The 25,507-nt window shown below is 44.2% G+C and carries 24 protein-coding genes; 18 read left to right on the plus strand and 6 right to left on the minus strand.

All coding sequences use genetic code 11. The features are described from left to right. Window positions 1-253 precede the first annotated feature (253 nt). From EOD41_RS12220 to prfA, 3 genes are all read left to right on the plus strand, one after another. Window positions 254-688: a hypothetical protein gene (locus tag EOD41_RS12220; RefSeq protein WP_127705266.1), complete on the plus strand. Its 435-nt coding sequence runs from the start codon at window positions 254-256 to the stop codon at window positions 686-688. A gap of 173 nt (window positions 689-861) precedes the next feature. Then, the gene (locus EOD41_RS12225) at window positions 862-1,623 is read left to right on the plus strand and encodes a UDP-2,3-diacylglucosamine diphosphatase (protein WP_127705268.1); all 762 of its coding nucleotides are present in this window, start codon (window positions 862-864) and stop codon (window positions 1,621-1,623) included. A 90-nt stretch (window positions 1,624-1,713) separates the two neighbouring features. After that, window positions 1,714-2,787: a peptide chain release factor 1 gene (gene prfA, locus EOD41_RS12230; RefSeq protein ID WP_127705270.1), complete on the plus strand. Its 1,074-nt coding sequence runs from the start codon at window positions 1,714-1,716 to the stop codon at window positions 2,785-2,787. Between the two features lie 102 nt (window positions 2,788-2,889). On the opposite strand, the gene EOD41_RS12235 is transcribed toward prfA, so the two are convergent. Further along, window positions 2,890-3,813: a cation diffusion facilitator family transporter gene (locus tag EOD41_RS12235; protein WP_127705273.1), complete on the minus strand. Its 924-nt coding sequence runs from the start codon at window positions 3,811-3,813 to the stop codon at window positions 2,890-2,892. Between the two features lie 20 nt (window positions 3,814-3,833). Next, entirely contained in the window at window positions 3,834-4,307 is a 474-nt protein-coding gene (rlmH, locus tag EOD41_RS12240) for a 23S rRNA (pseudouridine(1915)-N(3))-methyltransferase RlmH (RefSeq protein WP_127705275.1), read from the minus strand. Between the two features lie 65 nt (window positions 4,308-4,372). On the opposite strand from rlmH, the gene EOD41_RS12245 reads away from it, so the two are divergent. Further along, window positions 4,373-6,181: a MutS-related protein gene (locus EOD41_RS12245; RefSeq protein WP_127705277.1), complete on the plus strand. Its 1,809-nt coding sequence runs from the start codon at window positions 4,373-4,375 to the stop codon at window positions 6,179-6,181. Window positions 6,182-6,292: 111 nt separating this feature from the next. Here EOD41_RS12245 and EOD41_RS12250 read toward each other — a convergent pair whose 3' ends face one another. After that, entirely contained in the window at window positions 6,293-8,353 is a 2,061-nt protein-coding gene (locus EOD41_RS12250) for a prolyl oligopeptidase family serine peptidase (protein WP_240663398.1), read from the minus strand. Window positions 8,354-8,614: 261 nt separating this feature from the next. Between EOD41_RS12250 and EOD41_RS12255 the strand changes: the two genes are divergently transcribed. The 9 genes from EOD41_RS12255 (at window position 8,615) to EOD41_RS12295 (ending at window position 15,834) form a co-directional block, all read left to right on the plus strand. Then, window positions 8,615-9,496: an FAD:protein FMN transferase gene (locus EOD41_RS12255; protein ID WP_127705283.1), complete on the plus strand. Its 882-nt coding sequence runs from the start codon at window positions 8,615-8,617 to the stop codon at window positions 9,494-9,496. A 143-nt stretch (window positions 9,497-9,639) separates the two neighbouring features. Next, a complete protein-coding gene (locus EOD41_RS12260) occupies window positions 9,640-9,969 on the plus strand; it encodes a hypothetical protein (protein ID WP_127705285.1) in 330 nt (109 codons plus the stop codon). A gap of 20 nt (window positions 9,970-9,989) precedes the next feature. Beyond that, entirely contained in the window at window positions 9,990-10,853 is an 864-nt protein-coding gene (locus EOD41_RS12265) for a hypothetical protein (RefSeq protein ID WP_127705287.1), read from the plus strand. Between the two features lie 5 nt (window positions 10,854-10,858). Next, on the plus strand, window positions 10,859-11,542 hold the full coding sequence (locus tag EOD41_RS12270) for a response regulator transcription factor (RefSeq protein ID WP_127705290.1): 684 nt from the start codon (window positions 10,859-10,861) through the stop codon (window positions 11,540-11,542). Window positions 11,543-11,548: 6 nt separating this feature from the next. Beyond that, window positions 11,549-12,877 (plus strand): sensor histidine kinase, encoded by a 1,329-nt coding sequence (locus EOD41_RS12275; protein WP_127705293.1) that lies wholly within the window; start codon window positions 11,549-11,551, stop codon window positions 12,875-12,877. A 209-nt stretch (window positions 12,878-13,086) separates the two neighbouring features. Then, window positions 13,087-13,770, plus strand: coding sequence for an OmpA family protein (locus tag EOD41_RS12280; protein ID WP_127705296.1), 684 nt, complete (start codon window positions 13,087-13,089; stop codon window positions 13,768-13,770). Window positions 13,771-13,924: 154 nt separating this feature from the next. Next, entirely contained in the window at window positions 13,925-14,320 is a 396-nt protein-coding gene (locus tag EOD41_RS12285) for an HYC_CC_PP family protein (protein WP_127705298.1), read from the plus strand. Window positions 14,321-14,405: 85 nt separating this feature from the next. Continuing rightward, the gene (locus EOD41_RS12290) at window positions 14,406-14,909 is read left to right on the plus strand and encodes a heavy-metal-associated domain-containing protein (protein ID WP_127705300.1); all 504 of its coding nucleotides are present in this window, start codon (window positions 14,406-14,408) and stop codon (window positions 14,907-14,909) included. 127 nt (window positions 14,910-15,036) lie between these two features. Further along, window positions 15,037-15,834 carry a hypothetical protein gene (locus EOD41_RS12295; RefSeq protein WP_127705302.1) on the plus strand — a complete coding sequence of 266 codons (798 nt, stop codon included), beginning with the start codon at window positions 15,037-15,039 and terminating at the stop codon, window positions 15,832-15,834. Between the two features lie 107 nt (window positions 15,835-15,941). On the opposite strand, the gene EOD41_RS12300 is transcribed toward EOD41_RS12295, so the two are convergent. Beyond that, window positions 15,942-16,475, minus strand: coding sequence for a YfiT family bacillithiol transferase (locus tag EOD41_RS12300; RefSeq protein ID WP_127705304.1), 534 nt, complete (start codon window positions 16,473-16,475; stop codon window positions 15,942-15,944). 75 nt (window positions 16,476-16,550) lie between these two features. Between EOD41_RS12300 and EOD41_RS12305 the strand changes: the two genes are divergently transcribed. From EOD41_RS12305 to infB, 5 genes are all read left to right on the plus strand, one after another. Next, window positions 16,551-18,281 carry an FAD-dependent oxidoreductase gene (locus EOD41_RS12305; protein ID WP_127705307.1) on the plus strand — a complete coding sequence of 577 codons (1,731 nt, stop codon included), beginning with the start codon at window positions 16,551-16,553 and terminating at the stop codon, window positions 18,279-18,281. A 1-nt stretch (window position 18,282) separates the two neighbouring features. Then, window positions 18,283-18,699: a hypothetical protein gene (locus tag EOD41_RS12310; RefSeq protein ID WP_127705309.1), complete on the plus strand. Its 417-nt coding sequence runs from the start codon at window positions 18,283-18,285 to the stop codon at window positions 18,697-18,699. A gap of 106 nt (window positions 18,700-18,805) precedes the next feature. Beyond that, window positions 18,806-19,270, plus strand: a complete 465-nt coding sequence (rimP, locus tag EOD41_RS12315; protein ID WP_127705311.1) for a ribosome assembly cofactor RimP — start codon at window positions 18,806-18,808, stop codon at window positions 19,268-19,270. 4 nt (window positions 19,271-19,274) lie between these two features. Beyond that, the gene (nusA, locus tag EOD41_RS12320) at window positions 19,275-20,510 is read left to right on the plus strand and encodes a transcription termination factor NusA (RefSeq protein WP_127705313.1); all 1,236 of its coding nucleotides are present in this window, start codon (window positions 19,275-19,277) and stop codon (window positions 20,508-20,510) included. Between the two features lie 63 nt (window positions 20,511-20,573). After that, window positions 20,574-23,480: a translation initiation factor IF-2 gene (gene infB / locus EOD41_RS12325; protein WP_127705315.1), complete on the plus strand. Its 2,907-nt coding sequence runs from the start codon at window positions 20,574-20,576 to the stop codon at window positions 23,478-23,480. 50 nt (window positions 23,481-23,530) lie between these two features. Here the strand turns inward: infB and EOD41_RS12330 are convergent, their stop codons facing one another. Continuing rightward, window positions 23,531-24,139, minus strand: a complete 609-nt coding sequence (locus tag EOD41_RS12330; protein WP_127705317.1) for a hypothetical protein — start codon at window positions 24,137-24,139, stop codon at window positions 23,531-23,533. Between the two features lie 66 nt (window positions 24,140-24,205). Continuing rightward, window positions 24,206-25,498: an MFS transporter gene (locus EOD41_RS12335; protein ID WP_127705319.1), complete on the minus strand. Its 1,293-nt coding sequence runs from the start codon at window positions 25,496-25,498 to the stop codon at window positions 24,206-24,208. Between the last annotated feature and the right edge of the window lie 9 nt (window positions 25,499-25,507).

The raw sequence follows: 25,507 nt of genomic DNA on the forward strand, positions 1-25,507 counted from the left end.
ACAAAATGAGCGTTATCAACGCCTTACGAAATAAAATGCTCCAGCGCATTGTCTCTGTTGTAAAAAACAACAAAACCTATCATTCAAAAATAGCAGCTTAATCTTGCTTTTATCATAGAAATCTTTTCCGGCAAAAGAAAGTAACATCCACTAACGCTGATAAAGCACAACGCCTTTCATAGATGTATAGCCACCATCAACTCTGAATTTTCAATTAGAAAAAACAATCCCACCTGCCATAACTTATCTCAATATGAAAACATTAAGAAATTTGGTTGGCGGACTGGCAGGCGCGGCTGCGCTCAACATAGTACACGAAACAGTAAGGCATTTAGTAAACACTGCACCACGTGTTGATTTACTGGGTAAAGAAGCATTGAGCAAAGGTTTAAGAAAAGCAGGCGTAAACCCACCGTCGGGCACCAAGCTATACCTGGCTACGCTCGCTGCTGATGTAGTAAGCAATGCGGTGTATTACAGCATTGTTGGTTACGGCAAAAAACGGCACCTTCTAACACGCGGCGCTGCATACGGCTTGGCGGCCGGTGTTGGCGCGCTTACATTGCCAAAACCTATGGGCTTAAGCGACGCGCCGGTTACCCGCACCAATACCACTAAGGCACTTACCGTTGCCTGGTACCTGCTTGGCGGCCTGGTTACCGCAGCTGTTATTAAAAAAGCATTATAACAACAGGTGTTGACGGGTGTTGACCCTGTTGACGGGTGTTGACGCTGTTGACGGTGTTGACGGGTGTTGACGCTGTTTACCGTGTTGACTCTGTTGACGTCAACACCTACACTTTACTGTCTCAAATCTAATATCTCACATCTAAAATCTAAATCCGTACTTTTGCGGCACACATGGCCGAACGCACAAAACTTTATTTCGCATCCGATTTTCATTTAGGTACCGATAGCTACGGCAAAAGCCGCGACCGCGAGGCACGCCTTGTGCGCTGGCTCGACAGTATTAAGCATGATGCGGCCGAAGTTTTCCTGATGGGTGATGTGTTTGAGTTTTGGTTCGAATATAAAACGGTGGTGCCAAAAGGATACATCCGTTTCCTTGGCAAGCTTGCCGAACTGGTTGACGCCGGTGTAAAGCTGTACCTCTTCAAAGGCAATCATGATATGTGGATGTTCAGCTACTTTACTGAAGAACTGGGCGCTACCATAGTTGACAATGAGCTGGTGATTGAGCGTAACGGCAAGCGCTTTTTCCTGCACCACGGCGACGGCCTTGGTCCGCACGACAAGATGTACAAGCTGCTTAAAAAGGTGTTCCGCAGTAAGCTGTGCCAGTGGCTGTTCGCGCGTTTACACCCAAATTTTGGCATGGGCATAGCCGGTTCATGGTCGCAAAAAAGCCGTGATACAAACGAGAAAAAACCACATTTGAAAGCCGGCCAATTTGCGTGGCTGCCCGAGTTTAGCCGTGAGGTTTTAAATACCGAGCATTACGACTACTTCATCTACGGCCATCAGCATTTCCCTGCTGAATTACAGCTGGCTTCTGATAGCCTGTATGTTAACCTTGGCGAGTGGTTCAATTACAATACCTACGCCGTGTTTGACGGCCAACAGCTTAAGCTGGAATACTTTGAAAAACAACCGCAGCCTTAGCGCTATCTCTTTACTTACGCCTGAAAAATAATTACCCGAAAAACCTTACTTTTGTGCACTTTTTAGCGGCCTTGCGGCCATATATACAATATGTTAGATAAGTTAGAAGCAATATACCAACGCTGGAAAACAGTGGAAAATGAACTGAGCAGTCCTGATGCCATGGCTGATATGAAGCGTTTTGCCCAGCTGAATAAAGAATATAAAGACCTTGCCAAGATAGTTGACGAGTATAATGTTTACCGCAACATCATGAGCAATATTGAAACCAATAAGGAAATTCTGGCTACCGAAAAAGATCAGGAGTTCCGTGAAATGGCTAAGGAAGAGCTTGATACTCTGCTTGTACAGCAAGAAGAAAAAGAAGAGCAGATACGCCTGATGCTGATACCGAAAGACCCTGAGGACAGTAAACACGCTATCGTGGAAATTCGTGGCGGTACCGGTGGTGACGAGGCTGCCCTGTTTGCAGGTGATCTTTACCGCATGTACATGCGCTACTGCGAAAAACGTGGCTGGCGTACCGAACTGGTTGACTATACCGAAGGTACATCAGGCGGGTATAAAGAGATCGTGTTTAACGTACTGGCTGATGATGCTTACGGTACGCTAAAATTTGAATCAGGTGTACACCGTGTACAGCGCGTGCCGGATACCGAAACACAGGGCCGTGTGCATACCTCTGCAGCGTCTGTTGTGGTACTGCCTGAAGTTGACGAATTTGATATCGAACTAAACGTGTCTGATATTCGTAAGGATCTGTTTTGTGCTTCAGGACCGGGCGGGCAATCGGTTAACACTACGTACTCGGCGGTAAGGCTTACCCACATCCCTACAGGTATTGTTGCCCAGTGCCAGGATCAGAAATCACAATTAAAAAACTACGATAAAGCCTTACAGGTACTGCGTTCACGCGTTTACGAAATGGAGTTACAAAAGCACCTTGAAGAAACGTCGAAAAAGCGTAAAACCATGGTGTCAACAGGCGACAGGTCGGCAAAAGTTCGCACCTATAACTTCCCGCAAGGTCGTTTAACTGAGCACCGTATCGGCCTCACCATTTACAACCTTCCAGGTGTAATGAACGGTGATATTCAGGACATTATGGAAGCGTTGCAGTTTGCTGAAAACGCTGAAAAGTTGAAAGAAGGAACGGTGGCGTAACGATAGCACGTCATTGCGAGGAACTAAGCAATCTCTGAATATGCAAGTCCACATGAAATGTTTAGAGATTGCCGCGCAATCGCTCGCAATGACGCGTGAATTTTAACACTCAGGTACCTCGCACTTTGTAAGGCTGAATTCAGGCTCAAAAGTGCTGTGGCTAATCTCCAGATGTTCTAAACGATGACGCAGATCGTGTTTGATCTTGTCAAACGAATCAATTGCTGAAGGCGCTATCACTAAATGCGCCGTAAGCGCGTTCTCTGTTGTGCTTAAGGCCCACACGTGAACGTGATGTACATCTATAACGCCATCAGATTTAAGCAATTCAGTACGAATTTTTTCAATATCCATATCTTTTGGTACGCCGTCCATTTCCAGCCGGAGGCTGTCTTTAAATAATCCCCAGGTACCTATAAGTATAACTACGGCGATAGCTAAACTAACCACGCTATCCAGCCAGTACCAGCCGGTATAATATATTACTGCTCCTGAAATTACTACACCCAATGATACCAACGCGTCGACCGCCATATGCAGGTAGGCGCCTTTTACATTCAGGTCTTTTTCCTTGTCTTTCATAAAAAGCCAGGCGGTAAATCCGTTTATAGCTATCCCTGTCAAGGCTACCCAGATAATGGTACCTCCGGGTACAGGCTCGGGACGGGTAATCATCCGCTCAATGGCCTCATAAACAATAAATCCAATGGCGGCAAATAATACTACCGCGTTGAAGAAGGATACCAGTATGGTTGACCGTTTATAACCGTATGTGTAGCTACGGTTTGACGAAGCTTTGGTAAGCTTAAACGCAAGCAAGGCCAGTGCAAGGCTGGCTACGTCGCTAAGGTTGTGTCCGGCGTCGGTAAGCAAGGCAAGCGAACCGCTTAACAATCCGGCAGCGGCTTCAACTACTACAAAAGTTATATTTAATACAATGCCCCAAATAAAGGCGCGGTTTAAGTGGTCGATCTTTACAGCGTGATCGTGGTGGTGATGAGAATGATCGTGGTTATGGCCTGCCATAGTACTAAATTAACGCTTTATTATTGATGATGGTACGGTTCACCCTTAATTATGGTAAAAGCACGGTACAATTGTTCAATGAAAAACAGCCGCACCATTTGGTGCGAAAAAGTCATCCGCGACAGCGAAAGTTTATCATTAGCCCGCTGGTGTACACTGGCATCAAAACCATAAGGTCCGCCTACAATAAATACCACGTGGGATGCCGAACCTACCATCTGTTTATTTATGTAACCGCTGAATTGCGAAGATGTAAGTTCCATACCTTTCTCGTCAAGTAAAACCACATGATCAAGGGGAGTAAGTTTTTTTAGTATTAGTTCAGCCTCTTTGCTTTTCTGCTGATCTTCTGATAACGATTTGGTGTTTTTGAGTTCGGGCAGGTCGGCAATTTCAAATTTGATATAATGCTTAAGGCGCTTTATATATTTTTCTATGCCTTCTTTAAGATAAGCGTCCTCGGTTTTGCCAACGGTTAACAGCGTAATTTTCATAAATCGATACAAATAACGTTATTTTAAACATTAGCCTTTACATTTACGCCTTTGTTTTAGCATTGATGAACCAACATATACTAAGCCATTATCAACAAGCCGCTTCACAGGCTGCAGCCGAAGCCGCAAATTTCAAAAAGAAAGCCGATACCTATTCACTAATGCGCCTGGCGGTTTTCGCGCTGCTGATAGCCGGGATTTGCGTAGGTATAATGGGAAACAGCTTTACGCTGATAGCGCTTGTAACCATTTTATGTCTTGCAATATTTGCCTGGCTGGTATCTCAGCAAAGCGGTTTCGAACGTGAGCGCGATTATTATTTAGGTTTATCTAAAGTTAATCAAAACGAGATTGCGAGCATAAGCCATAAGGGGAACCTATATAGCAATGGCGTTCAATTTCAGGATGAGAAGCACTTTTATACGTCAGACCTTGACATATTTGGTAATGCTTCGCTGTTTCAACTGATGAACCGCGCCGCAACTGTACCCGGTAACCGTAAACTTGCAGCATGGCTGAGCAGTCCGGCAGATAAAGAAACTATTTTGTTAAGGCAGGAAGCGGTAAAAGAACTTTCAGTTAAGAAAAACTGGAAGGCCGAAATGCAAACCTTGTTGCTTTTTGCTAATACTGCAGATGCTAACGAACTTTCAAGGCTGATTACCTACTTGAATAATCCGGTTGATATTCCGGGTGAAAAGTGGCTTAAAAAGTATTTTAACATTGCGCCATTTATTATGGCTGCCGCGGTTACGCTGGCTTTCTTTGTAGGTGAATTTAAAATTGTGGCTTTGTTAATTGGCGTCTTACACGGTCAGTTTGTGCTATCGCGCCAAAAACATGTACGTAAAGCCGAACTCATCGTAGGAAAAATAGGCGCTACGCTTGCAGCTTACGCCCGTACTTTTAAAAAAGCTGAAGACGAGCAATGGCAATCGGCCTATTGCCAGAACATATCGGTACAGCTAAAAGAAAAGCAAACTTCGGCACAAATAAAAGAGTTATCGCGACTGGTAAATAACTTTAATGCCCGGCTGAACATGTTAGTAGGCACGGTGCTTAATTTGTTTTTTCTGTGGGATTTAAAGCAGATCATCGCTATTGAAGACTGGAAACGCAGCAACCGCCAAAACCTTGAAGACGCGTTTGAGGTAATAGCCGGTTTAGAGGCCTTGATAAGTATTGCAGGGCTGCATATTAACTATCCTGAATGGACAATACCGCACATAGCCGATGGCGATGGTTACACCTTTACAGCTACACAAATTGCCCACCCGCTTATTTCTGCAGAGAAGCGCGTGGCCAATAGTTATCAGCTTATTGACACGCATAAAATTGATATTATCACCGGATCGAACATGGCGGGAAAGAGCACCTTTTTACGTACTATCGGAATCAATACGGTGCTTGCCCTTAGTGGTGCGCCGGTTTGCGCAAAAGCTATGGAAGTGTCGGTGATCAATATCATCAGTTATATGCGTATAAAAGATTCGCTGAATGAAAGCACATCAACCTTTAAAGCTGAACTTGATCGCCTGCAAATGCTGCTGGGCGCCGTTGAAACGGTACCGAAGGTATTCTTCTTGATAGACGAAATGCTGCGCGGAACTAATTCGGTTGATAAGTACCTTGGCTCAAAAGCGGTTATTGAACAGTTGATTGCTAAAAATGCTGTCGGCATGGTTGCTACGCACGATTTGCAGATTGCCCAACTGGAAAAGAAATATCCCGGTTACGTACGTAACTATTACTTCGACATACAGGTAATTGACGGTGAAATGCTTTTCGATTATAAACTCAAGCATGGCGAGTGCAAAACCTTTAATGCGTCATTGTTACTGAAGAGGATTGGAATAGAAGTAGGTTCAGAATAATGACTCAATCCAAAGTCATGCTGAACCTGTTCAGCATCTCTCATGCTAATCCGACAAACTATCCTGGGTAATCCCGAAACAAATTCGGGATGATGAACTTTTCCCACGCGTCTACTTCCACCACAGCCCCATATTCTGGAACATAAAGCTCCACTTATCGGCCTGCTCGCTAATTACCTGCGCGGTTGATTTGCCTGCACCGTGGCCCGCCTTGGTTTCAATACGTATCAGCACCGGAAGCTGTCCTCTTTGTACTTCTTGCAAACGCGCGGCAAACTTAAACGAGTGTGCAGGTACCACACGGTCGTCGTGGTCGGCGGTAGTTACCAGTGTTGCAGGATAATCGGCAGGTTTAAGCGCATGCACCGGCGAATATTTATACAAGTACTCAAACATTTCCTTACTGTCTTCAGCGGTGCCGTAATCATACGCCCAACCTGCGCCTGCGGTAAATTTGTTATAACGCAGCATATCCATTACGCCCACGGCAGGGAAAGCCACCATACACAGATCAGGGCGCTGGGCTATAGTTGCGCCAACCAGCAAACCTCCGTTCGAGCCGCCTGCTATGGCCAGATAATCTTTGGAGGTATATTTATTTTGAATAAGATACTCGGCTGCCGCGATAAAGTCGTCAAACACATTCTGCTTGTTTAGCTTAGTGCCGGCCAGGTGCCATTTCTCGCCATATTCGCCGCCGCCACGCAGATTAGGCACCGCGTAAATGCCCCCTTGCTCAAGCAATACAATGTTTGAGGTGCTGAAGCCCGGCGTAAGGTTCACATTGAAACCGCCATAAGCATAAAGCAACGTAGGATTTTTTCCGTTAAGCACCGTACCTTTTTTATAGGTGATGATCATTGGCACACGGGTACCATCTTTCGAGTTATAAAATATTTGCTTCGACTCGTACAGATCGGGGTTAAAATCAACACCCGCTTTTTTATACAGGGTAGATTTTCCCGTAGCGATATCGTACTTAAAAATACTTGGCGGATAAACATATGAAGTAAAAGTGTAATACAGCACTTTTTCATGTTTTTTGGCGCCAAAGCCGCCTGCCGAACCTACTGATGGCAGTGTGATACTGCGCTCCAGCTTGCCATTCATATCATATTGCTGTACCAGTGAGGTTGCATCTTTCAGGTATTCGGCAAATATCTTTCCGCCGCCTGTACCGGCGCTTAAAACATTATCTGTTTCAGGTATAAGGTCTTTATATGCTGATGGTTTGCCATTATTGAAATCGACAGTTACTATCCTGTTATTCGGCGCGTTAAGGTTGGTAAGGATATATAGCTTATCACCAACATTGTCAATTACGTTATGCTCATTATCAAAGTTACCTACAACGGTAACAATCGGGCTTCCGGACTTGCTCAGGTCCTGAATGTACAGCTCATTACCTGTTGTAGTGGTAGACGCGCTGATGATCAGGAAACGCTCATCTTCAGTTAAGCCTGCACCGATATACCTGCGCGGTGTTTTTTCTCCGCCAAATACCAGTTTATCGCTGCTCTGCGGCGTACCCAATTTGTGGTAGTACAGTTTATGATATTGTGTTAACCCTGCTAGCTGGCTTCCTTCTTTCGGCTTATCATAACTGCTATAGTAAAAGCCGTCGTTACCGTGCCAGGCAAGTCCTGAAAATTTCACATCTATCAAGGTATCGCCTACCACACTTTTGTCGGCTGTTTTTATAATGATCACTTTCCGCCAGTCTGAACCGCCTTCTGATATCTGGTATGCCGCAAGGCTGCCGTCTTTTGTAAAGTTTATACCCTGCAACGAGGTTGTTCCATCGGCAGAAAACTTATTTGGATCAAGAAACACTTCCGGTTTGCCATTCTCGCCTTTCTGCCGCCAAAGTACCGACTGGCTTTGAAGGCCGTCGTTCTTATAAAAATACGTGTACTCGCCTTCATTGAATGGCGCGCCATAACGCTCGTAATTCCACAATTTGGTAAGGCGTTCGCGTATGGCTTCACGAAAAGGTATTTGGCCAAGATAATTCTGCGTTACCTTATTTTGCTCCTGTACCCATGCTTTAGTATCGTCGGCACGGTCGTCTTCCAGCCAACGGTATGGGTCGGCCACGGTGGTGCCAAAATAAATATCAGTAACGGTTCCTTTTTTTGTTTGGGGATATGGTAGTGTTTTAATCGTCGTCATGTTTTGCGCGTGGCCGTAGCCGCACAATAATACGCCAATGCCTAATAATGCAGTATGCCTTTTCATGTAAAATTTTATGAGGTTGAGGCTAATATATGCATTTTCCGCATCGCTACGAGCATAAATACCGTGAAATCACCCCAATCCATTTCATTTTATTTTCATGAACCCCGCCTACTTTAGCTTTCAGAATTTGGTATTTGTGTGCCATTTTGTGCCCGTTGCCAAACCACACTTTGTTGATACAATAACTTTTAGCGTATGCTGGCTATTAAAACCCTAACAGAAAAACTACCCGTTTACAGGCACTCAGCCATGTCAATGGGCACGCGGTTTGAGATAAGTGTTGTTGGCGAAAACCCTGTTTGGGCGCAGCAACGTATAGACAATGCTATAAAAGAAATTAACCGTGTTGAAAAACTACTTAGCGCTTTTGGCGACGACAGCAGCATTAACCAGATTAACCGTAACGCCGGTGTTGAACCCGTAAAGGTAAGCGGCGAATTGTTCCGCCTGGTTGAGCGCGCGATTGAATTATCAGCATTAACTTACGGCGCTTTTGATATTACTTATACAGCAGGAAACAAAGCAGTTAGCTATAAAGATGTTGTGCTCGACGTGAATAAATTAACCGTATACCTGCAAAAAGAGGGCATGCGTATCAGTTTCGCTTCGCACAGCAAAGGTTATGCTGCCGACAGGGCCAAATACATCCTGCAAATGGACGGGGTTAGCAGTGGTGTTATTAACGCCGGCGGCGACCTGCTGGCCTGGGGCCTTCAGCCTGATGAACAGCCATGGATTGTTGCCGCGGCCGACCCTGAACAAAAAAGCATGCCGTATGCCCGGCTGAACATCAGCAACATGGCTTTAGCGACATCAGTAAACACAAATGCTTGTATTGCCGACAATAAGTTGCCGGGCGCAATACATTCAAACGGCGGATTTGAAGTTAGCGCTGTACACAGCGCAAGCGTGTTAAGCCCTACAGCTGAGCTTGCCGACGCGCTTGCTGCCCCTATCCTGAGCCTTGGTGTTAATAATGCCTTGTATTTAATTAACAAGTTAAATCAAATTGGCTGTGTAATAATTGACGATAGCGGCCGTTCATTTACTTCAAAAGGAATAAGTGCGGCAATTTGATCCGCGCGATTTCATTTAGCGCATTCAACCCAACCATAATTAACAATTAACCGCCATAAAGTTTATTTTGTGGCGTTTGTTGTTTATAGCGTATGTTATATAAAAGACGATATTTGAAACTATATTTACTTCCTCAATTCTGAATGATAAAGTGGCTCTGCTATATATTTTTATTGCTGGCATTGGTGCCCCTTTTGTCTGTTGCATCTGTTAAAAAAAGTGAACGTTATGCGTTTTTAAACAGATATACCTTAGGTTTGCCCCGATATTCGCAAACACAGCGCGATACTATTATTAATAAACGCTTCCAAAAACAGCGTGAAGAAGACGAGGCAAACAAGATAAAAGAGATCGCCAAAGCTAAAAAGCAATACAAGCCAGAAAAGGTAGGCGAACCGGCCAAAAAACGCCGTCATCAACGGCCCGAAGGCATGGAGCGCCCACCCGAGATCATTCGGAGAAACGGCGGATAGTTTTAACTTTACTTTATTAAATGAGATACTTAGGCCTGTTTATCATACTTTTTTCACATGCTGCCGCATTTGCTGCGGTACCACCCCGCTTGTTTTATGCCGAACGCCTGAAAACAACTGCCGATACCGATACCATTATTCGCAAGCGCTCATTATCAGTAGGCGTTAGCTATGGTAACGATGCGATATTTTTTGGTCGTGTTGGCCCGGTTAAATATCCGTTTGTAACTACTGATGTTGTATATAATGATAAAAGCGGCCTCTTTATATATGGTTCGGGATTAAAAGTATTAGGCTACGACCCTGTTTTTGATGAAGTTGATGTTGGCGGTGGTTACTTTTATAAGTTCAGCAAGAAGTTTTCAGGCGCTATCAGCTATACCAGGTTCATTTTTAATAACGATGCCAAGATCATTAAGTCGGCTTCGTCAAACGATATTAACTTCAAAAACTCGTTCGACTGGAAGGTGACTAAATCAAGTGTTGTAATGGATTTTCTTTTTGGAAAATCAAACGATTTCTTTGTCACCTTCAGCCAGTCGAAACTGATCGAGCCATCGTGGAGCATCTTTACTGATGATGATTACCTTACTATAAATCCGTCAGCGAACGTGATTTTTGGCACACAGAATTTTGTAAATACTTACACCGAAGACAGGGATATCCGTAAAATGGGCGATTACATTTACAGTGCCCGCATGGATCGTAACAATCGCAGATTTACAGTGCTTAATTATTATTTTAAAGTGCCTGTTGCTTACAATATGCCGCATTTTACACTCGAAGCTTCATACCGTTATTCAATACCTGTAAACGTTGAAAATGTACTTCAAAACAAGCATGCCTCATTTTTTAACCTGACGTTTTATTACCTTTTTTACTAAAGCCGATGAACGTATTGATTATAGAAGATGAACGGTCGCTGGCCAGGGAAATAGATATATTTCTTACCAATTATAATTACGTTTGCGAGGTATGCTATACCGGCCGCTCGGCTTCTGAAAAAATTGCCGTTAACCTGTACGATTTCATCCTGATCGATCTGGGCCTGCCCGATTATGAGGGTCTCGACTTGCTTCGCGAAGCAAAAAGCAGTAACCCTGAGGCGGCATGTATTATTTTGACAGCCCGCGCCGAGGTTACCGACCGTATAAAAGGCCTCGATCTTGGTGCCGATGATTACCTGCCTAAGCCTTTTTCGCTGCCCGAACTACAAAGCCGCATGCAGGCTATACTTCGCCGTAAATTTGGACTGAAGCAAAATACGATTACCTTAGGCGATTTCCTGATTAACCTTACCGAGCGTACCATCAGTTTTAACGGAGCTATTGTAAATACCATCACCAAAAAAGAGTTCGACCTGATTGCTTATATGCTGCTGCATAAAAACCGTACGCTAACCCGCACACAGCTTAGCGAGCACATTTGGGGCAGCGTGGTGAATGATGATTACGATTCGAACTATATAGACGCGCATATCAAAAACATTCGAAAAAAACTTAATGCCTACGCCGCGCCAAACTGGCTGGAAACCGTGCGCGGCCTGGGCTATAAAATAACTGTAAACGCATAAGCTGACTTGAAGCTCAATACCAAACTCACCCTGTTTAACACCATTTCGAAACTGGTGATAGTGGTGCTTTTTGTGTTGCTGCTTCCGCTATTAATCAGCAAAATCAACCTTAATTATACCGACAGCAAGCTGGTTAAGCAAAAAGAAAAGGTGTTGCAGATAATACGCTCGCTGGGTATTGGCAACTACATTACTGATGGCGAAAGTTACGGCAGCTACACCCTGCTTAAGGAAGAATACGTCAGCCTTGATGAGGTTGAGCCCTCGGTATTTTTGGATACAATTATGAACGAGCGGCGTATTGTTGAGGGCGACACCATACAATACCGCATATTAAGCCATACGTTTAAAGTAAAAAATAAAAATTACCTGCTTGAAGTGGGTAAAAGCGTTGATACGCTTGACGATACCAGCGGCCCGCTGCAAAGCATCGCCTTCCAGGTGCTGGTGAGCATGATATTGCTTACCATACTTGCTGATCAATTATACAGCAACTATGTGCTACGCCCTTTACGGCAGATCATCAAAACCAAGCTGGTTGGCAGCCGCTTCCCGTCATTCGGTAAGTTTAAGCGGGTGCGCACCACTACTACCGACTTCCGTTATCTCGACATCAGCATACACCGCATGATTGAAACCATTGCCGATAAATTTCAAAAAGAACGGGAGTTTATCAGCAATGCCTCGCATGAGTTAATGACACCGATATCCATTCTGCAATCGAAGATCGAGAACATGTTTGATGAGGAAGATATATCCGACGACCTAAAGATAAAACTGCTGGAAATGCAGCGGATATTAAACCGTCTTAAAAGCATTACAAAAACGCTTCTGCTAATATCACAAATTGAAAACGATCAGTTTATTAAGGAAGATGAGGTAAGCTTAAGTGAACTATTAACGGAAGTTTATGATGAGATTTCCATCAGGTTGGAGGAAAAAGAAATCACCTGCCATATTGATGTGCCTGCCGATACGGTGCTGTACAGAGTAAATAAATTTCTGCTGTTTAATCTGTTCTTCAATCTCATCAACAACGCTATAAAGTACAATAAGGAAGGTGGCGAAATATTTATCAGCCAGAAATCTGCACCCGAGGGTCTAACGATCAGTGTGCGTGATACGGGTATTGGTATTTCTGATGAAGAGCTTCCTTACATATTCAACCGCTTCAAAAAATTTAAACGCTCACTTAAGCAGGATAGCTTTGGCCTTGGGCTTCCCATCGTAAAATCAATTGCGGATTTTCACCAGATACAAATTGAAGTAGAATCAGTAAAAAATACCGGCAGTACGTTCCGTCTCATTATTCCCGCCGACGCCTTAAAACCATAAGTTGTGACTTTTTGTCCTGAAAATTGCTCACCTAGTTGTGCAGTTTTTTCGCTGATTGACGAAAATCAACTAAATATTTTCGTACATATTAAAAAATTATTGCGAGGGTATTTTTTATAGTCATAAAAATATTTTAAACCTTTTTGGCACCTGCTTTGTCAATATCCTAAACAAATTACAACCAGTATCATATATTACATACTAACGCGATGAAAACTTTAAAAATGAAAATAGCTACTTACAGTATAGCTATAGCAACTTTAGGTGTATTGGCCTCGGGTTGCGACTCAATGACAAAAACACAAAAAGGCGCGGTTATAGGCGCAGGTGCCGGTGGCACAATAGGAGCTTTTATTGGTAAAGCAGCTGGTAACACTGCTTTGGGCGCTGTTATTGGCGGTGCTGTTGGTGGTACAGCCGGTGCTTTTATCGGACGTAAAATGGACAGACAAGCTGCCGAAATTAAACAAACCGTTCCGGGCGCTACCGTAACCCGCGAAGGTGAGGGTATCATTGTAAAATTTGATTCAGGTATATTGTTCGATGTTGATAAAACCGATCTGAAAGCGGCAGCGCAAACCAACCTGCAAAACTTAGCAACTTCGCTGCAAAACAACCCGCAAACCAATATTTCAATTGTAGGCCATACAGACAATACCGGTTCTGATACTTACAACCAGGGTTTATCTGAAAGAAGGGCTGCCTCAGTAAAATCATACATTGTTGCACAAGGTGTTGCGGCTTCACGCTTAAGCACAGTGGGTAAGGGTGAGTCGGAGCCAATTGCCGATAACACTACCGCCGATGGCCGTTTACAAAACCGTCGTGTAGAGATTGTTATTGTGGCTAACGAGGCCATGAAACAGGAAGCTAAGCAACAGGCAAGCAACTAAGCGCAAGTGGATTAATAGTTTTATATATTAGTGAAGCCCTGCCAAAAGCGGGGCTTTGTTATTTAAAAATATGCGAAAATCACCCCCTCAGGGTGATTTTGTTATTATGTGTTAAATGCCTTGTAATTAATTTATTAATGATTTAAATTTGAGCATGCTAAAAAAATCAGGGATATTAACCATTATACTACTGTATTTGAGTACAGTATGTGGTTTTGCCCTGAACATTCATTATTGCGGAAACAAGATAGCATCGGTAAAAATCGCCTCGGCAGCCAAAAAATGCTATGCCGGCGAACCGCAAAAAATGAAATGCTGCAAAGACAAGCAAGTTGACGTAAAAGTAAAAGACGCACACCAGGGCCAGGAAGTACAATCGCTGTTCGGTAAGCTGTTTGCTATTGATTTGCCTGCGTTGCCTTTTGAAGACTTTCTTTTTTCGGCACAGCGTGCGCTTCTTGAAAAGTTTGAAAGCCGTCCGCCGCCTCAGCAGCCCGACCCTGCATCCAAAACGCCTATCTTCATTCAAAACCGCAACCTGCGGCGTTAAGTCAAATCATTTAATTAATGAGTTATAACCGTACACTTTGGCGTACCGGTTCATTTATTTATTTGAATTTTTTGATAATAACGATATGAAAAGCCTAAAAATATTTTTAGCCATAGCGGCATTTACATTCGCCTTCACTAAGGCAAACGCGCAGTTTATTAAAGCTGAATTACAGGTAAGCGGCCTTACCTGCTCCATGTGCTCGAAAGCTACTGAAAAGTCGCTGCGCACGCTTGATTTCATCAGCGATATCAAACCCGATCTTAACCGCAACATTTTTAACATCACCTTTAAAAACAACGTACCGGTAAACTTTGAAAAGCTGAACAATAAGGTACAGACCGCGGGCTTCTCGGTAAACATCCTGAAAGCCACTTATAATTTTAACAATACCACGCTGAATAACGACATGTTTAATTATTCAGGGTATAGTTTCCATTTGGTTAACGCAGGCAACAAATCCCTTAACGGGCCGGTGGCCCTCACTTTTGTTGACAAAGGTTTTGCGCCTGCGACGGTAGCAAAAAAATACAGCGGCATGAAACCAGCATCACCTGGTGCTAAAAAGGTGTACTGTGTAGTGATATAAATGTTTTCACCACCCACTGTCATATCGAATGATAGTGAGATATCTTCTATGCCTTGCAAGTCTGTTATGCAAGGCGCAGAAGATTTCTCCGCCTTCGGCGAATCGAAATGACAGCTATCCCATCCACATGAAAAAACTATTATTAACCGCCCTATTGGCGGCGATAGGCTATACCATACAAGCCCAGGAACTGTATGTCAACACCGAACCGGCCAGCAATATGGCGGCGCGGTCGCTGGGCATAAGGCTGGAAAACCAGGGATTCTTTAATCCATATAAAAACCGCACCACGCTTGAACTGATGTACGGCGCAAGCAAGTACCTTATGGTACATGGCTCGGCATACGTGTCAAACTTTTACCAGCCCAACCAGCGCTTTGAAGGTGGCAGCGTATATGCCAAATATCGTTTCCTCTCGGTTGACACCGTGCAGCGGCATTTCAGGGGAGCGGTATTTGCCAAGGTATCGGCCATAAAAAACCCTGTATTAAACCAGGAGATATCACTTGAAGGCGATAACAGCGCGGTGCAGACGGGCGTAGTATTTACCCAATTGCTGCATAAGCTGGCTTTATCAGGTTCAGCAAGTTACTTACATGCATATAATAACAGTGGCGGGTATGAAGTTCCGGCTGGCAATGCCAGGGATGGCGTAGGTTACAGCCTGTCAGCAGGGTATCTGCTTTTCCCGAAAACATATACTAATTACGAGCAGGTAAACGTTAACATATACGCCGAACTGCTGGGCAAAACAAATCCCGGTTACGGGCAAAGTTATCTGGATATCGCCCCTGCACTACAGTTTATATTTAACAGTGTTTTCAGGGTAGATCTCTCCTATCGCACACCATTGTACAATGATATGCTACGCAATAGTAAGAATATGTATTTGGTGAGGTTGGAGTACAATATTTTTGGTTTGTAAAACGAGTGATTTACATTGCCTTCATGCCGAACTTGTTTCGGCATCCCACATGCAAAGCTTTTATTGTTTGATGAGATGCTGAAACAAGTTCAGCATGACGTTTTCGTTTATAAGGCAAACCTTTTCTTAGTCTCCGTGATATGCGCTAAATGATGTTTACCATGCCACGAATAAGTAGCCAGCGTACGTTTCAATGTTTGGCTGGCATTGTTTTCGGGATGAAAAAAGGTACGCTCCCACTCCTTTTCAGTAAAGCTTTCAAACAGGGCTACCATGTGCTGGTGTATGCCCTCAAGCATTTTCAGCGAAGGTTCAACCGGCAGGCGATAGTCGGGCTGTAAGGCCCAATATGCTTCTTGGTATGGCTTTATTACCGGATTGTCTTCAGTAAGTGCAAGTTTGAAGCGCATTATGGAATTCATGTGACTATCGGCCAGGTGATGCACCACCTGCCTTAACGACCAGCCGCCCGTGCGGTATGGCGTATCCAGTTCTTCTTCGCTGAGCCCGATAACCGCCTGGCGAACCAGTCCCGGCAGCATACGTATGTTATTGATCCATTTGCGCATGTCATCAACAGTGTACGATACCGGCACCTCAAATTTGCCGATAGGGTAACGCATTTGTTCGTCGGTAAGCATATCAGATATTTTATATTATTTTGCAGCTATAAGCTTTTGCCCAAAATAGCGTTTTGTTGATTGTTATAAAAACCGATGATAAAAAAATTACTGCTGCTGTTAGTTATTCTTAAAAGTACCATCAGCTTTGCTGAAACCATTAAAACCGATGTGCTGGTTATTGGCGGCGGTGCAAGCGGCGTGGCGGCAGCTATACAAAGTTCGCGCAGCAAATTAAAAACATTATTGATTGAACAAGGCCCCTGGCTGGGCGGCAGCATGACCTCAGGCGGTATTTGCATACTAAACGCAAATCGCGATTTTAACACAGGCATACTGGCTGAGTTCCGCCAAAATATAACTAACTTTTATAAAAAGACGCCAGGATACGACACCACTCAAAATGCCGTACTGCGGTTTGAGCCTTATACCGGCGCGGCTATATTAAAAAAGATGACTGATACGGTGAAAAACCTTACAGTTAAGTTAAACACTCCCATTCTGACCTTAAAAAAAGACGGCACAGGCTGGGAAGCAGAGATAACAGTTGACAAGGAAAAAGTCACTATAAAAGCAAAGGTATTAGTTGACGGCACTGAACTGGCCGACATGGCCACACTGGCAGGGGCTAAATTTAGTACTGATAGTTTAAATGACAATCGTCAATTGCAGCCCATTACTTTTGCTGCTATTGTTAAAGATAACGGCCGCGCTGCCGACCGTACCATTAAAAAGCCCGAAGGTTATGATGCATCATTGTACAGCTCGCTTAAGGCTGATGAGGTAAAACAGCTGCTTAAAGAGAGCCGGATAGTGAATGACAAGTACCTGATTAACTGGAAAGCCAATGAATATCCGGTAACATTTGCTGACTTAAGCACTCAAAACCGGGTTGCCACGTTCCGAAAGGCAAGGCTACACACACTTGGATTGATTTATTACCTGCAAACGGCATTGGGTTACAAAAATTTTAGCGTTGAAGAATACCCAACGCCTGATCATCTGCCTTATATTCCATACGTACGGGAATACAAGGCAGTGAATGGTTTACTGCGTGTTATTAACGAAGATGTGGCTAAACCATACGACCGTTCATCAAAATTATATCGTACTACTATAGCCGTTACCGACGCGCAAACACCTGCCTTTGGTATTCCGCTGGGCGCAATTGTGGCAAAGGATGTCGAAAACCTGATTGTAACCGAAAAGGCGTTGTCAATTGAACGTGAAGCAAATATCAACCTTGCTGACCCTGCCGTGCAGATGACACTTGGCCAGGGTGCAGGCGCGACGGCAGCGTTTTTGGCATTTTTTAAGACAACTACAAAAAACCTACACCCGCGCATAGTGCAGGGGGAGATTTTGGATTTCAAAGGATACATTTTCCCTGTGAGTGACGTCCCGTTTTCCGATCCTTACTGGCGGGCTGTGCAGCAGGTAACGGCAACAGGCCTGTTAAAATGTTTTCAAAAAAATGAGGGTAAAAAGGTAAGTATTATTTTTCAACCCGATTCAACTGTTAACACCGATGAAATAAAACCCGTATTGACTGAACTTTACACCCGTGCGTTCTTATGGTTTAACAAAACTAAACCCGGCGAAAAATTTACCGTTGGCAATCTGCTGTCGTTTATCAGCGAGATCACGCTTAATGATCCGGAAGTTTTCACCATATCAGTACAAAAAGGGTGGAAAACGCAGTATAAGTTTACTACCGAGTTTGACCTTAACAGGCCTGTTACCCGTTACGAGTTTGCTGCCCTTGCTAATAAGTTTTTAAACCCCTTTGCCCGCCGGGTTGACATAACCGGTAAAGTGATCAATTGACGTGAAACAGCTACTGTTCATACTGCTGCTATTTTGCTTCGGCTGCGCCAGAAGGAATGAAGGGTCACAGGTAAATGTAATACCGGTGAATGGCACGCTGCAAATAAGCGGCTTGGAAGACGAAATGTTATACCGCCTAAGTCACGACACCATAGTGGAAAGGTGGTACACCCTGATGCCTGTTTACAAATTGCCTGCCGATACCACACTGAAAGATGACCAGCCCGAACAGCGAGGCACTTATACAGTTTCAGGAAGTATTGTGCTGTTTAAACCTGATACCGCTTTTGTAAAAGATCAAAAGTATTTTCTTCGCTTTTACCGTATAAACAAGGGCGGTTCTGTTTGGGATATGCTGAAATCAAACAGCACGCGTCCGGGCATGCACCAGTATACCGACGTGATTTTTACACCCTGAAGTACTTGAATAACAAATAAAAATACTTATATTTGCATTATTAATAAAAAAGAGGGGGCCATTTGCCCCCTCTTTTAGTTACCAATCAAAACGGAAGACAGAATACATGAATGTTGAGCAAAGGGTTACCGAACTGGTTGAGGAAAAAATTGCCGACAAACCCGACCTGTTCCTGGTAAGTGTAAAATATAATCCGGGTGGTAAACTGGTAGTACTGGTTGATGGCGACAACGGTATCGGTATTGACAATGTGGTAGCTATAAGCCGCCACGTAGGCTTTCATCTGGAAGAAGAGAACGTTATTGAAACGGCATACAACCTTGAAGTATCATCACCGGGTATTGATACCCCATTGAGTTTGCCGCGGCAGTACACTAAAAATGTTGGCCGTACGCTGTCCATCAAAACCGGTGAGGGTAACAAAAGAGAAGGCAAATTACTGGCAGTAGGCAACGATGCCATAACTATTGAAGAAACTATAAGAGAAAAAGGGAAAAAGGCGCAGGTTGTAGAAAGCGTTATCCCGTTAAATCAGATAACAGAAACAAAAGTTGTAATATCATTTAAGTAAAGAAATGAGCAATATTAATTTAATTGATTCTTTTCAGGAATTCAAAGATTTCAAAAACATTGACCGCCCTACCATGATGAGCGTGCTGGAAGACGTATTCCGCAGCATGATCAGAAAAAAATATGGCACCGACGAAAATTGCGACGTTATTGTGAACACCGATAACGGTGACCTTGAAATATGGCGCACACGCCAGGTTGTTGAAGACGGTTTTAGTGAAGATGATGACCTGGAGATTGAATTAGCCGAAGCGAAAACAATAGATGAAGATTATGAAGTTGGCGACGAGCACGTTGAGCAGATAACGCTTGAAAGCTTTGGCCGCCGCGCTATATTAGCTGCACGCCAAACACTTGTATCAAAAATATTAGAGCTTGAAAAAGACGAGATATTCAAGAAATATAAAGACCGCGTAGGCGAAATTGTAACCGGTGAGGTTTACCAGGTTTGGAAAAAAGAAACTTTGGTACTTGATGATGAAGGCAACGAGCTTTTACTGCCAAAAACCGAGCAGATACCTGCCGACTACTTCAAAAAAGGTGATAATGTCAAAGCGGTGGTATCAAAAGTTGATATGATGAACAGCAACCCGAAGATCATTATTTCGCGTACTGCTCCTGAGTTTTTACAGCGCCTGTTCGAGCAGGAAGTACCGGAGATTTTTGACGGTTTGATCACCATCAAAAAGATCGTCCGCGAACCGGGTGAAAGGGCTAAAGTAGCGGTTGAATCATACGACGACCGTATTGACCCTGTAGGTGCCTGCGTTGGTATGAAAGGTTCACGTATTCATGGTATCGTTCGTGAATTGAAGAATGAAAACATCGACGTAATAAACTTTACCAACAATATCCAGTTATATATTCAGCGTGCGCTGTCGCCTGCCAAAATCATGTCGATCAAGCTTGATGATGAAAAGAAAACAGCGGCGGTGTATCTGAAACCTGATCAGGTATCATTGGCAATCGGTCGTGGCGGACACAACATTAAACTGGCCGGTAAATTAACCGGTTATGAAATTGATGTTTACCGTGAAGCTGATGAACTGGATGAGGATGTGGATATTGAAGAATTTTCAGACGAGATTGACAGCTGGATTCTTGATGAATTCAAGCGCGTTGGTTTAGATACCGCTAAATCGGTATTGGCCCTTAGCGTTAACGAACTTGTAAAACGTACCGACCTTGAGGAGGAGACTATTAAGGAAGTACTATCGATTTTACAGGCCGAATTTGAATAAAATCAATTAACCGGAATTAAAATCGTATTTTTGCAAAAAGCATAGCAGAGAAAGTAATAATAAATGTCAGAAGACAAAAGCATAAAATTAATAAAAGCGGTAAAAGAGCTCAACATTGGTATGGGTACCATTGTCGATTTCCTTGCTAGCAAAGGGTATAAAGTTGAAAAGCAACCTATGGCAAAGCTGGATAACGACATGTACACTACTTTGCTGAAAGAATTTGCCGCTGATAAGATCATTAAGGAAGAAGCAAAACAAATCAGTATCGGAAAGATACGCAAAGATGAAGTTGGGCAGGCTCCGGCGGCTGAGAAGCCGGCCGAGCCAAGGCGTTCACGCGATTTTGAGAATGAAGAAATTCTGATCAAAAATGCGGGTCAGTTCGCTTCTTCTGCACAGCCAAAGCAGCGCCCTGCTGAACCTGCTGCTGAAAACAAGCAGGAAGAACGCAGTGGTGATTTACCGGGCGTAAAGGTTGTTGGCAAGATAGACCTTGACAGCCTTAACAAACCACAGCAGGCAAAATCTGTTGAAGAGAAGAAACCGGAACCAAAACCCGAACCTGCTGCACCGGTAGCTGAAAAGCCTGCTGCGGCACCAGTTCCTGCGCCGGAACCAACGCCACAACAACCTGCAGCGCCGATAGCCGAAAAGCCTGTTGAAAAACCGGCTGCAGCGCCACAACCACCGGCAGAGTCAGCAGCTCCGCACGAGGAAAATGAAGTTATCCGTGCAAGAGCAAACCGCCTTAGCGGACCAAATATTGTAGGCAAGATACAATTGCCGGTAGAAGAGCCGCGCCGTAATCCGGTCGCCTCGTCATCAAACGCCAACAGTGCTGATCAGCGCCGCAAGCGCAAACGCAAGGAAGGTGGCCCTAACCCGCAGCAAGGCGGTGGCCAGGGCGGCCAGCAACAAGGTGGCGGCCAGCAAGGCGGCCAGGGCGGGCGGCCTGATTTCAGGAATAATCGTCCCGGTCAAGGCGGTGGCCGACCTGATAACAGGTTTGGCAACAACCGTAACGCTCCGCAAACTCCGAAGGAAGAACCTTCAGAAAAAGATATACAGGATCAAATTAAGGCTACACTTGCACGCTTAAGCGGCGCAGGTAAGTCGGGCAAATTTGCCCAGCGCGCAAAATTCCGCCGTCAGAAACGTGATGATGTTGCTGCAAGTGCGGAAGAACTGGCAATGGAACAGGAGGCACAATCAAGAGTGCTTAAAGTTACCGAGTTTGTTACCGCAAACGAGCTTGCCTCGATGATGGACGTACAGGTAACGCAGATCATTTCTACCTGTATGAGCCTGGGCATGTTCGTATCTATCAACCAGAGGCTTGATGCTGAAACACTTTCAATAGTGGCTGAAGAATTTGGTTATCAGGTTGAATTTGTAAAACCTGAAGACGAAGAAGCAAACCTTGAGGAAGAAGATAACGAAGCAGATCTGGTACCGCGTTCGCCAATTGTGACCATAATGGGCCACGTTGACCACGGTAAAACATCATTGCTCGACTTTATACGTAAATCAAACGTTATTGCAGGTGAGGCCGGCGGTATAACCCAGCACATTGGCGCGTATGAAGTAACCCTTCCTGAAGATAAAGGAAAAATTACCTTCCTGGATACACCGGGTCACGAGGCGTTTACCGCCATGCGTGCACGTGGTGCTCAGGTAACCGATATCGTAATTATTGTTATCGCTGCTGACGATAGCGTTATGCCGCAAACCCGCGAGGCTATAAACCACGCGCAGGCTGCTGGCGCGCCTATCATCTTCGCTTTTAACAAAATTGATAAGCCGGGCGCTAATGCGGATAAAGTGCGTGAGCAATTGGCCGGTATGAACATCCTGGTTGAAGAGTGGGGCGGTAAATATCAATCGCAGGAAATTTCTGCAAAATCAGGCCTGAACATTGATAAATTACTTGAAAAAGTATTGCTTGAGGCTGAGTTGCTTGAACTAAAAGCCAACCCGAATAAACGTGCCGTAGGTACGGTTATTGAGGCCGCTTTAGATAAAGGCCGCGGTATTGTAACTACGGTGCTTGTACAGGCCGGTACGCTTAAAGTAGGCGACCCGATACTTGCAGGTTGTTATAGCGGACGTGTAAAAGCGTTAAGCAACGAACGTGGTCAGCGTGTTGATAAGGCAGGCCCGTCTACACCGGTACAGGTGCTGGGTATGCAGGGCGCCCCAACAGCAGGCGACCGTTTTAACGCGCTTGACAGTGAAGTTGAAGCCCGTGAAATAGCTAACAAACGCCTGCAGCTGCAACGCGAACAGGGCTTGCGTACTCAAAAACATATTACGCTTGATGAGATTGGCCGCCGTTTGGCAGTTGGTAACTTTAAAGAGCTTAACATTATTGTTAAAGGTGACGTGGACGGTTCAATTGAGGCGCTTTCTGACTCGTTGCTGAAACTATCTACCGAGCAGATACAGGTTAACATCATTTCAAAAGGTGTAGGTCAGATCTCTGAATCAGATGTGTTGCTTGCAACCGCTTCTGACGCGATTATCATCGGTTTCCAGGTACGCCCGTCAAGCGGAGCGCGTAAACTGGCCGAGCAGGAACAGATAGACATCAGGTTGTACTCGATCATATACGATGCTATCAATGAAATTAAAGCTGCGATGGAAGGCATGCTTGCGCCTACCTTTGAAGAGAAGATTGTTGCTAATGTTGAGATACGCGAAACCTTTAAGATCAGTAAAGTTGGTACTATTGCCGGTTGTATGGTGCTTGATGGTAAGATCACCCGTAACAGCAAGATACGTATCATCCGTGATGGCGTAGTTATTTACACCGGTGAACTGGCATCATTAAAACGCTTTAAAGATGATGTTAAAGAAGTGAACCAAGGCTACGAGTGTGGTTTGAACATTCAAAATTTCAATAACATTGAAGTTGGCGACATTGTAGAAGCCTACGAAAATGTTGAAGTGAAACGCAAATTGAACTAATAGCTTAAAAGCTAAATGTTAAAGGCTTGCCAAACGGCAAGCCTTTTTTGTTATTCTTTCTTCAAAATATTTTCGGCAAATACTTTCCAGTGAGGGCCCGATAAGCCGTGTCGCGCGGCAAGGCCTACAGCTACATTGCGTACTTTATCTATAAGGTTACCTTCAGTATTAGGAGTTTCGTTACGGCCAAATACACCTGCGCTAACGTGATTTTGGTAACGTTCCGCAATAAAGGTATTGGTTGACACATGTCCAAAGAAATGCGCCGTACCGGCTTCCTGGTTTTTAGGGTTATCTACCGGGCGCACTGTTATCACAATATATTCTGTATCTTCACTGCTGTGTTCAGCTAATATTTCAATCCTCACCCAATCATATCCACCACCGGCAATACTACCGGGCCCGGGCATATCTATATAGAACAGGTCACCTTCTTCAGCAATTTTATAGGTTTCGTTGCCTTGGGTATCAGTTATGCCGAATTCTGACCCCAAATGCCCTACAAATTCATGCCATCCACTTATGTTTTTCAATCTGTCTTTTACCAATTGATACAGATTATGTGCTTCTTCGGCCGTGGCACATGTAATAGTACGCTCAACATCATTGTGCTCGCCTTGCGTTTGCAGTGGAATTAATTGTATGGCTGAGGTATTCATTGTAGTTTTTTCAAAATCTAACAAATACCACCTGCAAGTGTTCAGGATTTTATTGAAAATATATGATTAGCTTCTGATAGTAAGTGACGGCTTCGATTTGCGCAACAGAAAATGCGTAATTAACCATGCAAGAATATATGCCAAACCGCAAAAAGTAAACACCAGGTTATAGCCTGAGGTAACGTTACCAAGTGCGATATAGTAATCTAAAATATGGCCTATAATAATGGGAAAAGCCATCCCGCTTAAACAACCGGCCATTCCCCCTATACCAATAACAGAGCTAACCGAACTTTTAGGAAAGTGATCAGACACAGAAGTGTACAGGTTGGCGCTCCAGGCCTGATGAGCAGCCGCTGCCAAACTTATCAGCGCCACAGCCTGCCAAATGTTAGTAGTGTACCTTGCAGTGATGATTGGCAATACGCATAGGGCAAATATCAGCATAGAAATTTTACGCGCTCTAAGCGGTTTCCAGCCTTTTTTAATCAGGTAGGATGACAAATATCCCCCGCCAACACTGCCTATGGTTGTAGCTGTGTAAATAACGATCAATGGTACAGTTGGCTTTTTAAGGTCGAGCTGGAAAGTTTTTGCAAAATAATCAGGCAGCCATGTTAAAAAGAAGTACCATATTGGGTCGGTTAAAAACTTACCGGTGAAGAATGCCCATGTTTGCTTATAGCCAAAAAGTTTTCCCCAGCTTATTTTGGCATCTGCTGCTATTTCGGTAGCGGCATCGTTATTTATTAAAGCATATTCAGCTGGATCAATATTTTTCTTTCTTGATGGGATATCATAAAATTTCACCCAGAATATTAACCAAATAAAACCAATGGCGCCTGTTACAATAAAAGCCGACTGCCAACCATACAAGCCCAATAGTAACGGTATAATCACAGGAGCTACTACAGCGCCTATGTTTGTACCTGAATTCATCACACCGGTTGCAAAAGCCCGCTCTTTTTTAGGGAACCACTCGGCAATGCTGCGTATAGCGGCAGGAAAGTTACCTGCTTCGCCCAAACCTAAAAGTCCGCGGGCTGCCATAAAACCTATTGAGCCTTTGGCAAGAGAATGCAGCATAGCGGCGATACTCCATATAGTTATCGAAAAAATGTAGCCTATTTTGGTGCCAACCCTGTCAATTATTCTGCCCGAAAGCAGCAGACCGGCGGCATAAAGCATGGTAAAAACACTATTTATGTAACCATATGTGGTATTATCCCAACCAAATTCTTTTTCCAGCGTAGGCTTAAGGAAACTTAGTACCTGCCTGTCGAGGTAATTAATGGTAGTAGCAAAAAAAAGCAGGGCAACCACTACCCATCTATAGTTGCCGATTTTAGGTTGCGTCATGACAATTCA

The sequence above is a fragment of the Mucilaginibacter limnophilus genome (assembly GCF_004005815.1).
In the GTDB taxonomy this organism is placed as follows: Bacteria; Bacteroidota; Bacteroidia; order Sphingobacteriales; family Sphingobacteriaceae; genus Mucilaginibacter; species Mucilaginibacter limnophilus.